Raw genomic sequence first — 14,592 nt, 5'->3', positions numbered from 1 at the left:
TCACTGCACTATCGACGCAGTGTGCTCGCCCCGCGCCATGTAGAGTCACGCCATGACCCAAAAGGAATATCTGCCCATCGATCCTGCCAGAGAGCAAATGCAGTCCAAGCTGTCGACTGCCTTGCTCAAACTGATAGGCACGGCGCCCGAATCCAAGGCTCTGCCCAGTGCCAGCCCGTCCTTGGCAGCGCAGGCTGCCAAAAAGGCAGCCAGTGATGCGGCGTCCAAAGCCGCGATGGCCGCCGGCGCATTCGCGCTGCCGCCAGGGCCGCTGGGCTGGTTGACGATCCTGCCGGAGATGGCGGCGGTCTGGCATATCCAGTCGCAATTGGTGGCCGACATCGCCGCACTCTACGGCCGCTCGGCGCAGCTCGGCCAGGCGCAAATGATTTACTGCCTGTTCCGCCATACGGCGGCGCAGGCGGTGCGCGACCTGGCGGTGCGGGTCGGCCAACGGGTCTTGGTCCGGCCGGCCAGCAGCGCGCTGGTGCAGCGCGTGGTCGGCGCGGTCGGCGCCAAGCTGAGCCAGCGGGTGCTGCAAAAAGGCGTGTCGCGCTGGGTGCCGGTAGTCGGTGCGGCGGCCGTCAGCGCCTATGCCTATTACGACACCCAGCAAGTTGCCAAGGCGGCAATCGAGTTGTTTGAACGCGAACTCATCATCGACAACCCTGACTAAAGCTAATGCAGCTGGCGCCTACACTGAGGGCCATGACGCCACCCACCATTCTTGATGTGGAAGCCTCGGGCTTCGGCCGGGGCAGCTATCCGATCGAGATCGGTTTTGTTGAACCGGTGGGTACGGTCTTCTGTTGTTTGATTCGGCCCGAACCTGATTGGTTGCATTGGGACGCTTCGGCCGAGACATTGCACGGCATCACGCGCGAAATCTTGCAACGTCATGGTAAGCCGCCGCTATGGGTGGCCGAGCAAATCAATCGGCGCTTGGCCGGCCAGACCGTTTACTGCGATGCCTGGGCCCATGACTACCCTTGGCTCGCGCGGCTCTTCGATGTCTGCGACCTGGCGCCAAGTTTTCGCCTGGCCGATTTGCGCAGCCTGCTCAGCGAGGCCGAAGCCATGCGCTGGGGCGAGGTCTTAGACCAGGTGCGCGCCGAGCAGCAGTTGCGCCGGCACCGCGCCAGCAGTGATGCGCTGGTCTTGCAACTGACATTGCAGCGGGTCAAGCAAGATTAGGCTCTGCTTGCCTTGATGCAGAGCAAGGCCGATCCGGTTGCACCGATGGATCATGGCTGACTGTTCAGCGAGGAGATCGCCATGTTCAAGAAGATTCTTTTGCCCACCGATGGGTCGGAAACCGCTCAACGGGCGGCGCTGGTCGCGATCGATTTGGCAGGCCGCTACGGCGCCACGCTGGAGATCGTCAGCGTCATCGACCCGGTGCCCTTTATGTATTTTCCCGATGGCGGCGCCGAGGCCATGGCCTATTACATGGATGCGGCGGAGGCTGCGGCCAAAGTCGGCTTGGACGGCGCAGCCTCAAGAGCCAAAGCTGCAGGCGTTCCATACAGCAGCCATGTCTTGCGTGAACATGGCCCGGCGCAGGCGATCACCGAACATGCGGGCAGCAGCGGCTGCGAGTTGATCGTGATGGGCTCGCATGGCCGGCGCGGCCTGGACGCAGTCTTGTTGGGCAGCGTCGCACAAAAGGTGTTGACCCTCGCCAAGATGCCGGTTTTGGTTGTGAAGTGAGGGCAAAGAAAAGCAAGACGCCTCATCATGCCCGCCTGACAGCGCCGCCGCATGGGCTTGCGCATCATCGGCGTGGCATTGCCTTAAGGTTTCAGCGGTTTCGGGCGGCCGGCGCCGGCGCTTTCGCCGCTTTCCTGGCGGTACTGGGTCCGGGCCTGCTGGCGGGCCTGTCCGACGATGATCCGGCCGGCATCACCACCTATTCGGTGTTAGGGGCCGACTTTGGCTACCGGCTGCTTTGGATCATCCCGGCTTCGACCATTTTGCTGGTGCAGTTCCATCTGCTGGCGGTGCGCTTGGGTGCGGTGACAGGCTTGGGCTTTGTCGGTGTGATCCGGCAGCGCTGGGGCAAGAGCGCCGGCTACTTTGGCGCCTTGGGTCTGCTGTTCGCCAACTTCGGCACCATCTGCGCCGAGTACGCTGGCATTTCCGCTGCCGGCTCGCTGGTCGCCATTCCCAACTGGATCAGCTCGCCGCTCGCTGCGCTGCTGATGTGCGGCTTGGTGGTTTACGGCTCTTTTCACCGCGTCGAGCGGGTCTTGCTGTTGATCTCGTCCACGCTGGCGCTGTACATCGTCGCCGGGATTCTGGCCGGGCCGGATTGGGGTCAGGTCTTGCATAACTCGGTCGTCCCCCATCTCCCAAGCAGCCCGGCCGGTTGGGTGGTGATTGCCGCCACCCTGGGCACGACATTGGCGCCTTGGGGCCTGGCCTTCATCCAATCCTATGCGGTGGACAAGAAGGTGACGCTGGACAAGTTGCGCTGGGAGCGTGTCGATGTGGTGGTGGGGTCGGTGCTGACCGGCGTGATCGGGCTGGCGATTGCGGTGGCCTGCGCGGCCACCTTGAACCGGGCCGGTGTGCACATCAACGACGCCAGCGACGCGGCCGCCGCGCTCGCTCCGCTGGCAGGCAACTTCGCCACCGTTTTGTTCGGCGCCGGCCTGCTCGGGGCCTCGCTGCTGGCCGCGGCCATCGTGCCTTTGGCGACCGCTTATTCGATCGCCGAAGGGATAGGAGCGCCGGCGTCGCTGGACCTGGACTCGCGCCACTTTCAGCTCTTTTATGCCGCCTTTGTGGGCTTGACGGTGGCGGCGGCCAGTGTCGTGTCGCTGCCGGGCCTGCCCTTGATTCCGCTGATCTACACCAGCCAGGTCGTCAACGCGGTGATGCTGCCCTTGCATGTGATCGCACTGCAATTGCTGGCACGCGATGCGGGCGTGATGGGCACGGCGCGCACCGGCGCTTGGGGTGCGCTGGCCGGTTGGGTCAGCATTGGCTTGATCGTCGCGTGCGTGGGTGCCCTGGGCCTGAGTTGGCTGGGGGTGATTGCCTGATGGGCTATTTCAGCTGACCGAGCTGCTCAATCACCTTGCCCAGCTTGCCTTCAGTCTCACGGCCTTTGGCCAGCGCTTGAATCACCGCCGACATATAGGACTTGATCAGCCCGCTGAGGAATTCCTCTTGCTGTGACAGCAGCCCGAGATTCATATAGCTGTCGTCCACATCTTTGGCCAAGGACTCGAACAAGGTCTGCACCTCGTTGGACATGGCCTTGTTCTTGGCTGAAATATCCGCCAGCGCCAAGCGGGTCATGCTGACCATCTTGATCACGGTGCTGTTGAGTTCGCGCACCGCCAGCTCGTTGTCAAGCGCCGTCACCTTGGTGCAAGCGCCCTCGATCAGCAGCGCCACATTGTCAATGGCGCGGCCGTGGCGTTCGGCCAGCTCGGGGTCCATATCGGGTGAGCGCGTCATCGGTAGATCGCGCAAAAACAGGATGATGCTGCCGAAGTTGAAGCTGGTGTGCGGGCCGAAGGGGCGGATGCGCGGGTCGGGTTTTTGCGCCGCCAGGTGGTCCAGGATGGACAGCTCCAGCGCGGTGCAGGTGGTCTTGCTATTGAGTGAAACCATGCCCATCTTGCCCTGGATGCGTATGCAGCCGTCCAGGCGATATCTCTCGAACGATTCGAAAAGCTGGGCGGCGATGCCGGCGTAATCGGTGCAGGCGTTCAGGGCGCGCTGGAAGTCCAGCACCACGCCGACTTCGCCCACCATATCGGCGCTGCTCATCACCGCGTTGACGGCCTCGTTGAGCTGGTTGCCCAGTTCGCGCTTGGAGCTCACGACGGCCAACTGGCGCTCGATCTTGGCGATCAGCTCAGGCATGTCGAAGGGCTTGCAGACATAGTCGTCGCCGCCGGCCGAATAGCCCAGTAGGCGCTCTTCGATCGAGCTCAGCGCAGACAAAAATATCACCGGTGTGCCGGCAGCGCTTGAGCTGCGCAATTTGCGGCAAGTCTCGTAGCCGTCCATGCCCGGCATCATGCAGTCGAGCAGCACCAGATCCGGCGGCACCGAGCCGTCAATGATTTCCAATGCCTGGGCGCCGCCGGAGGCGGTCAGGATGTTGTATTGATCGCTCAGCAACTCTTCCATCAGGATCAAGATGTCGGGCGAATCATCAACGACCAAAATAGTGGGCAGGGCGGCGTTGTGCTGAGGTGCGTTCATGCTGACTTTCGGCGCAAGGCTTGAAGGTGGAGGGCGTGAGTCCAGGCAATACAGACTGTCGTTGCTCTTCCATATTACGGTGCGATGCTTGCCAGCATAGCTCGGAAATGCCCCCCGCTGGGGCCGCTTTTCCGCCAAAGCGCTCAGACTTGAGCGGGCCCGGCTCCCAGCTGTGTAGGCGTTTGTGACTGTAGTTGTTTGAGGCAATTGATGCACAGGCAGCTGCTGTACTGCGCGGCCAAAGCTTGGCGCAGCGGGGCGCTCAATTGCAGTTCGAAACAGTCGCAAAAGCCCTCGGCCGCAGCGCAGTGAAAGCTGCCGCCGCAGCGTGGGCAGCGGTCCTCAAGTGGCTTGCCGAGCGCGGTCATGCAAACAACCCGCCATGCTGTTCGCGCAGCAGCTTCTTTTGCACCTTGCCCATTGCATTGCGCGGCAATTCGCCGACGACGAAGATTTGCTTGGGCACTTTGAAGCCGGCAATCTGGCGTTTCAGTGTGGCGATCAGCGCCGCGCCGTCGAGGCTGTGGGCGGGCTTGGCCACCAGAACGGCGATGACGGCCTCGCCGAAGTCGGCATGCGGCACGCCAATCACCGCCGACTCGGCAACGCCCTCCAGCTCGTTCAAAAAACCTTCGATCTCGGCCGGGTAGACATTGAAGCCGCCGCTGATGATCAGGTCTTTGCTGCGCCCAACAATCGTGACATAGCCATTGGCATCGCGTTTGCCAACGTCGCCGGTCTTGAACCAGCCGTCGGCGGTGAATTCCTGCTGTGTCTTCTCCGGCATGCGCCAGTAGCCGCTGAATACACTCGGGCCGCGCACCTCGATGGCTCCGATCTCGCCCGGCGCGCAGAGGCGGCCAGCCTCATCTTGCACGCGCAGCTCAACGCCGGGCAGCGCCGGCCCGACCGTGCCGCCCACCCGCTCGCCGTCCAAGGCGCGGCAGGGGTTGGAGCTCAGCATCAGCGTTTCGCTCATGCCGTAGCGCTCCAGGATGATGTGGCCGCTGCGGGTCTGCCAGTCGGCAAAAGTGTCCAGCAGCAGCGGCGCGGAGCCGCTGATGAAAAGCCGCATCCTCGCGCAGGCTGCGGGCGTCAAGGCGGCCTCGCCGAGCATGCGCACATAGAGCGTGGGCACGCCCATGAAGACCGTCGCGTCGGCAAAGCGGCGTATCACCTCGCGCGGCTCAAACTTGGCAAACCAAATCATCTTGGCGCCAGCAAGAATTGCGCCATGGGAGGCGACAAACAGACCGTGCACGTGAAAGATCGGCAGCGCATGGATCAAGACATCGTCGCTGCGCCAGGCCCAAAAATCTTTGAGCGTGCGTGCGTTGCTGAGCAGATTGCCGTGGCTCAGCATGGCGCCCTTGGACAGGCCGGTGGTGCCGCTGGTGTAGAGAATGGCGGCCAGGTCGCCGGCGCTCTTTTCGGCGACATCGTGCCGATCGCTCATCGATGAGGCTCGGTCCAGCAGGCTGCCGCTGCGGTCGCTGTTCAGGGTGAAGACATAGGTCGTGCCGGCCAGAAACGCCAGCTTGGAGACCCAGCCAAACTGAGCTCCGGCGCAAACCAGCACGGCTGGCTCGGCGTCCTTGAGGAAATAGTCCAGCTCGGCCGCTTGGTAGGCGGGGTTGAGCGGCAGGTAGACGTAGCCGGCTCGCAGTACGGCGAGGTAAAGCATCAGTGCCTCGACGCTTTTTTCGGTATGGGCGGCGATGCGGCTGCCGGCAGGCAAATCCAGCGACAGCAACAAGTTCGCCAGCATTGCCGTGCCGCGCTCAAGGTCGCGCCAGCTGTAGTGCAGCGCTTGGCCCTGCGCGCTTCCGTCGGAACACTCGGCGCATTCAATAGCGCAACTGTCCAGGTCGGCGGGGAAGGCGCCCTGCAGGGCGGCAAAAAGATTGGCGTTCATGTGGCTTGGAGGCAGAGCTGAAACAGCAGATGCAGCGATTGTGACCTGCCGCTGATTGCTCTGTACCGAACCGAGAAAGGCAGTGATTCAGCTCGCTTATCGCCGTTTGCGCAGCTTGCCACGCCCGGCCTTCCTCCAGCATAGTGAGAAAAATTGACACGACCATCGACTCGATTCACAAATTGGTCATAGAAAAGAAGAGGAGACAACCATGTCCAAGATGATGTTGGCGACGCGTTTGCGTGCGGCCGTGCTGTTGGCGGTGCTGGGTTTTGCCTTGTTGATGGTCTTGCTGGCTCAAAGAGCCAGCAGCAGTCTGATGACCGTCAAGATGATGACCACGATAGAGCAGGTCAAGCGTGCCGAAAAAATAGCGAGCGGCTTTCATGACAAGGCCAAGTCGGGCGCGATGAGCGAGGCGGACGCCAAGGCTGCCGCCGCCGCTGAAATCAGCAAGATTCGTTACTCAGGCAACGAGTACATCTGGATCAACGATATGGGGCCGCAGATGGTCATGCATCCGATCAAGCCCGAGCTTGACGGCAAAGACCTGAGTGGCAATAAAGACCCCAAGGGCAAGGCCTTATTTGTCGAGATGGTGCAAGTGGTTCGGGCCAGCGGTTCAGGCTATGTGGATTATTTGTGGGCCAAGCCCGGCGCTTCCGAGCCCGTGGCCAAGCGCTCTTTTGTGATGGGCTTTGCGCCTTGGGGCTGGGTCTTTGGTTCCGGCATTTACATCGATGACGTGCAGGCGATCGCCAATGGCGATGCCGCATTTGGCATGGTTGCGGTGCTGGTGGTGGGCGCGCTGGCCATGCTGGCGGTCGAGATCTTTGTGCGCGGGCTGCGGCGTCGATTGAGCGCGATGCAAAGCGTGATGCAGGCGGTGGCCGAAGGTGATCTGCGTGTCACGATCGAAGTCGGCCAGCGCGATGAGATCGGCCTGGTGATGGAGCAGGTGGTGGCGATGCAGGACCGGCTCAGTGAGTTGGTGCAGGCCATTCGCGGCGCGACGGACTCGATCGGTCATGCCTCCAGCGAGGTGGCTTCGGGCAGCCAGGATTTGTCCATGCGAACCGAGCAAGCGGCGTCCAATCTGCAGGAAACAGCGGCCTCCATGCAAGGCCTGACCGAGCAGGTCAAACACACGGCACAAGCGGCACGGCAAACCAATCAGCTGGCCGACACGGCGGCGGACCGTGCCCGCGACGGCGCGGCGGTGATGAGCGAGGTGGTCGGCACGATGGAGGGCATCTCGGCCGCCAGCCGCAAGATTTCAGACATCATCTCGGTCATTGACGGCGTGGCATTCCAGACCAATATCTTGGCGTTGAACGCCGCCGTCGAAGCGGCACGCGCGGGCGAGCAAGGGCGCGGTTTCGCTGTGGTGGCCAGCGAGGTGCGCAGCTTGGCCGGCCGCTCGGCCGAAGCCGCCAAGGAAATCAAGACGCTGATCATGGACTCGGTCGAGCGTGTCAATGCCGGTACGCAGCAGGTCAGCCGCGCCGGGGCCTCGATGGATGAGATTTTGGGCGCGGTGCAACGCGTCACCACCACCGTCAACGAGATCAGCCAGGCGAGTGCGGGTCAGTCGGATGGGATCGCGCAGGTCAACCAGGCCGTCACCCAACTCGACAGCATGACGCAGCAAAACGCGGCTTTGGTGGAAGAAACGGCCGCCGCCGCTGAATCACTCAAGCAGCAGGCACAGGGGCTGAACGATACGGTGGCGGTGTTCAAGACCAAACGCTGATGCCCGGTCGGGTCCGCAAGGGCCCGAAAACGAAAATTGTGAATATTCCCGTTTTCGTGTGAGTCGTCAGGATTTCAGGCCCGGCAGCGCCAACCAGCGGCCCAGGCGGCCACGCAAGGCGACGAAGTCCAGCGGCTTGGTCAGGTGCTCGTCCATGCCGGCGGCCATGCTGGCGGCGATATCGCTTTCCAGCGCATGGGCCGTCAAGGCCAAGATGGGGAAGGCCGGCAAGGCGCCCGTCGCCTGCAACTCGCGCAGCTGGCGGGTGCATTCCAGGCCGTCCATGCCGGGCATCTGAATGTCCATCAAGACCAGATCGGGCGGGCTGGCCTTGCAAGACGCCAGGGCTTCCAGGCCGTTTTTGGCCAGGCGGCTGCGCAGACCCATGACGGCGAGGAATTCCAAGGCGACGACTTGATTGATTTGATTGTCTTCCACCAAGAGCACGGTGGGCGGCTCAGTGCCGGCGGCGAACTTGGCCCCGCCCAGCAGGCTGTCTTGCTCGTCCGGCATGCCGCCTTCGTTCGAATGCTGAGCAGACATGCGCAACCAGTTGGCCGCAACGGCGTTCTTAAAACTGCTGGTTTCCATATCGCTCCCTCCCCTTTGTGCCGCTTGCACACCTCATCGCGAATTTGGCGCTGCCTGCGCTGCTGGCGGCTCCTGCGCCTGGCGTCAGCAGTGCTTTTTATAGCCTCGGGCGCTTGACTAGGCGCTGATCCGAGCGTTGTTTGAGCCAAATTGCTGCCGGCCTGCATTGTTGCTGCTGCGCGGCCGCGCTGCAACAGGCTTGATCGGTGCTTCGTCCCGCGCAGCCCACAACCCCCCGCGATTGGGGGGCTTGACCGGCCTGAATAGTTGTCTGCACTGCCATCAAGCGCCGATTTGGCCTTTTTCTTGGCAGGACGGGATGTCTGCTGACAGCTTTGGTCATCCAGGCTTCCTAGAATGATCGGTCCCAGTGCAGCAGCAGGTCTACTCCATGTCAGAAGGCACCATCCGCATCCGCGGCGCCCGTCAACACAATCTGAAGAACATCGATCTTGATTTGCACACGGGGGAGTTGACCGTGGTCACCGGCCCAAGCGGCTCGGGCAAATCCAGTCTGGTCTTTGACACCCTTTATGCCGAGGGTCAGCGCCGCTATGTCGAGACCTTCTCGGCCTATGCGCGTCAGTTCCTTGACCGCATGGATCGCCCCGCCGTTGACCGCGTTGACGGCGTGCCGCCGGCGATCGCGATCGACCAGACCAACCCGGTGCGCACCTCCCGCTCCACGGTCGGCACGATGACCGAGCTGAACGACCACCTGAAGCTCTTGTTCGCCCGTGCGGCCGAGTTGTTCGACAAGAAAACCGCGCAGCCGGTCAGGCATGACACGGCGCAGACGGTCTACCTGGAGTTGCTGGAGCGGACCAAGAGCTTGGATCCCCGGATTGTTTTGACCTTCCCGGTCGAGTTGCCGGCGACGACCAGCTCGGACGAGGTGACCCAATGGCTGTCGGCCAGCGGTTTCACCAAGGTGCAGGCCGAACGTGAAGTGGCCTCCATCACCGGCCCGCGCAAGCTGCTGGATGTGGTGGCGGATAGATTCAGGTTGCAAGGCACCGACAAGCAACGCGCGATGGAGGCGATTGAGCTTTGCCTGAAGCGCGGCAGCGGACGGATGAATGTTTATGTTCTGCCCAAGGAAGAAGGGCCAGAGCCTGAACTATGGCGTTACTCCACCGGCCTGCATTGCCCTGAAAGCGATCTGCGCTACCAGGAGCCGCAGCCGCCGCTGTTCTCTTTCAACTCGGCGATGGGCGCTTGCGAGACCTGCCGGGGCTTTGGGCGGGTGATCGGGGTTGACCTCGGCCTGGTGATCCCGGACGGCAAGAAGACGCTGCGCAATGGCGCGATCAAGACCTTGTCGACGCCGGCCTGGAAAGACAGCCAGGACGACCTGCTCAAGTACGCCGCCGACGCCGGTATCCCGCGCGACACCTCCTGGAATCAGCTCTCGTCGGCTCAACAAGACTGGGTCATCAATGGCTCGCCGAACTGGACCGGCAACTGGAACAAGCAGTGGTATGGCGTCAAGCGCTTCTTCGAATATCTGGAGAGCAAGGCCTACAAGATGCATATCCGTGTGCTCTTGTCCAAGTACCGCAGCTACACGACCTGCGGCACTTGCGACGGCGCACGGCTGAAGACCGAATCGCTGCTCTGGCGTGTCGGCAGCAAGGAACTGGCCGATGCTTGGTTGCCGGCCCATCAGCGCTTGTTGCCCAAAGGCGTGGACTGGACGCGCGAACAACTGGAGTCCTTGCCAGGCCTGGCCTTGCACGATTTGATGCAGCTGCCGATCCACCGGCTGCGCAGCTTCCTCGACCAACTGCAGCTGCCCAGCACGCTCTTGGACGATGCCCTCAAGTTGCTGCTGGAGGAAATCCGCAACCGGCTCAAATACCTCTGCGATGTTGGCATCGGCTACCTGACGCTGGACCGCCAGAGCCGCACGCTCAGCGGCGGCGAGGTGCAGCGCATCAACCTGACCACCGCTTTAGGCACCTCGCTGGTCAACACCTTGTTTGTGCTGGACGAACCCAGCATCGGCCTGCACCCGCGCGATATGGGCCGCATCGTCCAGGCCATGCACCGGCTGCGCGACGCCGGTAACACGCTGGTCGTGGTCGAGCATGACCCGGCGGTGATGCTGGCGGCCGACCGCTTGATCGATATGGGGCCGGGCCCCGGCGAGCGCGGCGGGCAGATCGTGTTTGACGGCACGCCCGAGACGATCCGCGCTGCCGACACGCTGACCGGCGCCTATATGGGCGCGCGCAAGCTAGTTGGCATGGGGGTGAAGCGCCCGGTCGAAGCCAGCACGCCCAAGCTGATCATCGAAGGCGTGCGTGAGCACAATCTGCGCAATGTCACGGTCGAGTTCCCCTTACAGCGCATGGTGGTGGTGACGGGTGTGTCCGGCTCGGGCAAGAGCACGCTGATGCAAGATGTTTTGTATCCAGCCTTGGCGCGCCATTTTGGCCAGCAGACCGAGACACCGGGCCAGCATGAACGCCTGCTCGGCGCCGATTGGTTGGCCGACGCGGTGTTCGTCGATCAGTCGCCGATTGGCAAGACCGCGCGCTCCAATCCGGCCTCTTATGTCGGCGCGTTTGACGAGTTGCGCAAGCTGTTTGCGGCCGCGCCGATGTCGGCCGAGCGCAGCTACACGGCCGGCATGTTCAGCTTCAATGCCGGCGACGGCCGCTGCGCGACCTGCGGTGGCTCGGGCTTCGAGCATGTCGAGATGCAGTTTTTGTCTGACGTCTATCTGCGCTGCCCCGATTGCGATGGCCGGCGCTACCGGGCCGAGATGCTGGACGTCAAGCTCGAACGAGCCGAGCGCAGCATGAGCGTCGCCGACGTGCTTGAATTGACCGTTAGCGAAGCGGTGCGCCTGTTCAAAGACGACCGCGAGGTGGTCGCCAAGCTGCAGCCGATTGTCGATGTGGGCTTGGAGTACGTGAAGCTGGGCCAGCCGGTGCCGACGCTGTCGGGCGGCGAGGCGCAGCGGCTCAAGTTGGCCGGTTTCCTCGCCGAGGCGGCGAGCAAGCCGCGCCAAGCGCTGGCCAAAAAAGGCACGCTCTTCATGTTCGACGAGCCGACCACAGGCTTGCATTTTGATGACATCGCAAAGCTGATGCGGGCGCTGCGCAAATTGCTGACCATCGGCCATTCGCTGATCCTGATCGAGCACAACCTGGACGTGATCCGCGCGGCCGATTGGTTGATCGACCTCGGCCCCGAAGGCGGCGAGGGCGGCGGCGAGCTGGTCTGCGTCGGCACGCCCGAGCAGGTCAAGGAGCACCCCACATCGCATACCGCGCTGGCGCTGCGCGAGTACTCGGCCCATATGGACAGGCCGGCGGTGGCGGTGGATCACAAGGTCGAGGAGGGCATGCCGCTGCAGAGCTTGATCCGAGCCCGCCGCGCCCGTGCCAAGGCCGACGAGGTAATCCAGATCGTCAATGCGCGTGAGCACAATCTGCAGTCGGTCAATGTGTCGATCCCGCGTGGCAAGTTCAATGTGATCACCGGCGTGTCGGGCTCGGGCAAGTCGACGCTGGCCTTCGATATTCTGTTCAACGAGGGTCAGCGCCGCTATCTGGAGTCGCTCAACGCCTATGCGCGCTCCATCGTGCAGCCGGCCGGCCGGCCCGAGGTCGATGCGGTCTGGGGCATCCCGCCGACGGTGGCGATCGAACAGCGCCTCAGCCGCGGTGGCCGCAAGAGCACGGTGGCCACCACCACCGAGGTCTGGCATTTCCTGCGCCTGCTGTATGTGAAGTTAGGTGTCCAGCATTGCATGCATGACGGCACGCCGGTGCGGCCGCAAAGCGTCGAGTCGATCGCCGCGCAGCTGCTGCGCGATCACATGGGCCAGCATGTCGGCCTGTTGGCACCCTTGGTGATGAACCGCAAGGGCCTCTACACCGATTTGGCGAAATGGGCGAAGGCGCGCGGTTACACGCATCTGCGTGTGGACGGCGAGTTCATTGCCACCGCGCCTTGGCCGCGCTTGGATCGCTTCAAGGAGCACACGCTGGAGTTGCCGGTCGGCGATCTTGTCATCTCGGCCGCCAACGAAGGCGAGCTGCGCGAGATGTTGGCCAAGGCGCTGGACCTCGGCAAGGGCGTGCTGCATTTGCTGACGCCCTTGGACGGCTTGCACCGCGCTTTGGCCGAGGCGCATTCGACGCTTGGCATCGGTACGGTCAAGGTCTTCAGCACCAAGCGTGCCTGCCCGACCTGTGGCACCAGCTATGCCGAGCTGGACCCGCGCATGTTCAGCTACAACAGCAAACATGGCTGGTGCACCGGCTGCGTGGGCACGGGCTTGGCGCTGACGCGCGAGCAGCGCAAGGCCTTGGACGACTCCATTCAAGACGACAAGGGCGGCCGCGAGCAGAGCTTTGCCGGCCAGGAGGTCGAGATCGAAGGCCTGGCCGACCAGCCCTGCGGTGAATGCCATGGCGCACGGCTCAACCCCTCCGCGCGGGCGGTGACCTTCGAGGATCAGGCCATCAGCACGGTGGCGTCCTGGAGCGTCAAGGACGCGCGCGCCTGGGTCGACGGCCTGACGCTGCTGGGTCGTGACGCCGAAATTGCGCGGGATGTGGTCAGCGAGATCAAGGGCCGGCTGGAGTTTCTGGAAGAGGTGGGTCTTGGTTATCTGACCCTGGACCGCGCCGCACCGACCTTGTCCGGCGGCGAGGCGCAGCGAATCCGCCTGGCGGCGCAGTTGGGCTCGAATCTACAAGGCGTTTGCTATGTCTTGGATGAGCCGACGATAGGCCTGCATCCGCGCGACAACCAGATCCTCTTGAAGGCGCTGGGGCGCTTGAGTGACCTGGGCAACACGCTGGTCGTGGTCGAGCATGACGAGGACACGATTCGCCGCGCCGACCACATCATCGACATCGGCCCCGGTGCCGGCAAGCGCGGCGGGCATGTGGTGGCGGAGGGCTCGGTCGCCGATCTGGCGTTGCGGCCGGACTCGGTCACCGGGCGCTTTCTGTCCAAGCCGCTGATCCATCCGCTGCAAGCACGCCGTGAGATGGTCGAAGGTGCGCCGCGCCTGCGCGTGCTGGATGCGAGCTTGCACAACCTGCAACACGTCACGCTCGATGTGCCGCTGCACCGCCTCGTCGCGGTGACCGGCGTGTCGGGCAGCGGCAAGAGCACGCTGGCCCGCGATGTGCTGCTCGCGAATATGGCGCAGGCCGTGCCGCTGCGCAAAGCGCCCGCGCATTGGATCGGTTGTGCCGGCATTGAAGGCCATGAACTGGTCGACCGGGTGCTGGAGGTTGACCAGACGCCGATTGGCAAGACGCCGCGCAGCTGCCCTGCGACTTACATCGGTTTCTGGGACGCGATCCGCAAGCTCTTTGCCGACACGCTGGAGAGCCGCGCGCGCGGCTATGCGGCGAATCGCTTCAGCTTCAACACCGGCGAAGGCCGCTGCCCCGGTTGCGAGGGCCAGGGCATGCGCACCATCGAGATGAGCTTTTTGCCCGATGTGAAGGTGCTGTGCGACCAATGCCATGGCCAACGTTTCAATCCGGAGACGCTGGGCGTTAGCTGGCGGGGCAAGAGCATCGGCGATGTGCTGGCGATGGAGGTCGACGAGGCCGCGCCGTTTTTTGCCGCGATGCCGGCGATTGGTCATCCACTCAAGCTGATGCAGGACGTGGGCCTCGGTTATCTGACCCTGGGTCAACCGTCACCGACGCTGTCCGGCGGCGAGGCGCAGCGGATGAAGCTGGTCAGCGAGCTGGTCAAGGTGCGCGACGAGGTCGGGCGGCGCGGCCAGAAGGCGCCGCACACCCTCTATGTGCTGGACGAGCCGACGGTGGGCCTGCACATGGCCGATGTCGAGCGGCTGATCCGCGTGCTGCACCGGCTGGTGGCGGGCGGGCATTCGGTCGTCGTGATCGAGCATGACCTCGACGTGATCGCCGAAGCCGACTGGGTCATCGACCTGGGGCCGGATGGCGGCACGGCAGGTGGTGAGGTGGTGGTGGAGGGCACGCCGGAGGTGGTCGTGGCGGCGGGCTCGCACACCGGCGTAGCGCTGCGGCCGGTGTTGGCGCGGGGCACATAACGGCTCATCTGTGGTGGCAAAATCCGTCGGCGTAGTTTGACTTTGGCG

The 14,592-nt window shown here is 63.4% G+C and carries 10 protein-coding genes; 6 read left to right on the top strand and 4 right to left on the bottom strand.

Annotation, left to right across the window (positions count from 1 at the left end):
* Window positions 1-52 precede the first annotated feature (52 nt).
* The 4 genes from LNV08_RS15860 (at window position 53) to LNV08_RS15845 (ending at window position 3,047) form a co-directional block, all read left to right on the top strand.
* Window positions 53-676 (top strand): EcsC family protein, encoded by a 624-nt coding sequence (locus tag LNV08_RS15860; RefSeq protein WP_263534691.1) that lies wholly within the window; start codon window positions 53-55, stop codon window positions 674-676.
* A gap of 32 nt (window positions 677-708) precedes the next feature.
* Window positions 709-1,194 (top strand): hypothetical protein, encoded by a 486-nt coding sequence (locus LNV08_RS15855; RefSeq protein ID WP_263534690.1) that lies wholly within the window; start codon window positions 709-711, stop codon window positions 1,192-1,194.
* An 81-nt stretch (window positions 1,195-1,275) separates the two neighbouring features.
* Window positions 1,276-1,710: a universal stress protein gene (locus LNV08_RS15850; protein WP_263534689.1), complete on the top strand. Its 435-nt coding sequence runs from the start codon at window positions 1,276-1,278 to the stop codon at window positions 1,708-1,710.
* Entirely contained in the window at window positions 1,707-3,047 is a 1,341-nt protein-coding gene (locus LNV08_RS15845) for an NRAMP family divalent metal transporter (protein WP_263534688.1), read from the top strand. Before LNV08_RS15850 ends, LNV08_RS15845 begins: the two co-directional genes overlap by 4 nt.
* Before the next feature lie 4 nt (window positions 3,048-3,051).
* Here the strand turns inward: LNV08_RS15845 and LNV08_RS15840 are convergent, their stop codons facing one another.
* The 3 genes from LNV08_RS15840 to LNV08_RS15835 form a co-directional block, all read right to left on the bottom strand.
* Window positions 3,052-4,224, bottom strand: a complete 1,173-nt coding sequence (locus tag LNV08_RS15840) for a response regulator transcription factor (protein ID WP_263534687.1) — start codon at window positions 4,222-4,224, stop codon at window positions 3,052-3,054.
* Window positions 4,225-4,367: 143 nt separating this feature from the next.
* On the bottom strand, window positions 4,368-4,592 hold the full coding sequence (locus tag LNV08_RS23210; protein WP_409993952.1) for a cysteine-rich CWC family protein: 225 nt from the start codon (window positions 4,590-4,592) through the stop codon (window positions 4,368-4,370).
* Window positions 4,589-6,139: a malonate--CoA ligase gene (locus LNV08_RS15835; RefSeq protein WP_263534686.1), complete on the bottom strand. Its 1,551-nt coding sequence runs from the start codon at window positions 6,137-6,139 to the stop codon at window positions 4,589-4,591. The genes LNV08_RS23210 and LNV08_RS15835 overlap by 4 nt, the downstream gene beginning before the upstream one ends.
* A gap of 211 nt (window positions 6,140-6,350) precedes the next feature.
* On the opposite strand from LNV08_RS15835, the gene LNV08_RS23080 reads away from it, so the two are divergent.
* Window positions 6,351-7,892, top strand: a complete 1,542-nt coding sequence (locus LNV08_RS23080) for a methyl-accepting chemotaxis protein (protein WP_318014130.1) — start codon at window positions 6,351-6,353, stop codon at window positions 7,890-7,892.
* A 66-nt stretch (window positions 7,893-7,958) separates the two neighbouring features.
* On the opposite strand, the gene LNV08_RS15820 is transcribed toward LNV08_RS23080, so the two are convergent.
* Entirely contained in the window at window positions 7,959-8,483 is a 525-nt protein-coding gene (locus LNV08_RS15820) for a response regulator (protein ID WP_263534685.1), read from the bottom strand.
* A gap of 391 nt (window positions 8,484-8,874) precedes the next feature.
* Between LNV08_RS15820 and uvrA the strand changes: the two genes are divergently transcribed.
* Window positions 8,875-14,544: an excinuclease ABC subunit UvrA gene (gene uvrA, locus LNV08_RS15815; protein WP_263534684.1), complete on the top strand. Its 5,670-nt coding sequence runs from the start codon at window positions 8,875-8,877 to the stop codon at window positions 14,542-14,544.
* Window positions 14,545-14,592 lie beyond the last annotated feature (48 nt).

The sequence above is a fragment of the Paucibacter sp. TC2R-5 genome (genome assembly GCF_025717605.1).
GTDB classification, from domain to species: Bacteria; Pseudomonadota; Gammaproteobacteria; order Burkholderiales; family Burkholderiaceae_C; genus Paucibacter_A; species Paucibacter_A albus.
The sequence above is the reverse complement of the archived record's forward strand: the minus strand, read 5'-3'. Positions and strand labels throughout refer to the sequence as shown.

What these genes read in the sequence shown, in the direction of transcription:
- LNV08_RS15860 (WP_263534691.1), top strand. Translation starts at nt 53, where the DNA reads ATGACCCAAAAGGAATATCTGCCCATCGATCCTGCCAGAGAGCAAATG.
- LNV08_RS15855 (WP_263534690.1), top strand. Translation starts at nt 709, where the DNA reads ATGACGCCACCCACCATTCTTGATGTGGAAGCCTCGGGCTTCGGCCGG.
- LNV08_RS15850 (WP_263534689.1), top strand. Translation starts at nt 1,276, where the DNA reads ATGTTCAAGAAGATTCTTTTGCCCACCGATGGGTCGGAAACCGCTCAA.
- LNV08_RS15840 (WP_263534687.1), bottom strand. Translation starts at nt 4,224, where the DNA reads ATGAACGCACCTCAGCACAACGCCGCCCTGCCCACTATTTTGGTCGTT.
- LNV08_RS23210 (WP_409993952.1), bottom strand. Translation starts at nt 4,592, where the DNA reads ATGACCGCGCTCGGCAAGCCACTTGAGGACCGCTGCCCACGCTGCGGC.
- LNV08_RS15835 (WP_263534686.1), bottom strand. Translation starts at nt 6,139, where the DNA reads ATGAACGCCAATCTTTTTGCCGCCCTGCAGGGCGCCTTCCCCGCCGAC.
- LNV08_RS23080 (WP_318014130.1), top strand. Translation starts at nt 6,351, where the DNA reads ATGTCCAAGATGATGTTGGCGACGCGTTTGCGTGCGGCCGTGCTGTTG.
- LNV08_RS15820 (WP_263534685.1), bottom strand. Translation starts at nt 8,483, where the DNA reads ATGGAAACCAGCAGTTTTAAGAACGCCGTTGCGGCCAACTGGTTGCGC.
- uvrA (WP_263534684.1), top strand. Translation starts at nt 8,875, where the DNA reads ATGTCAGAAGGCACCATCCGCATCCGCGGCGCCCGTCAACACAATCTG.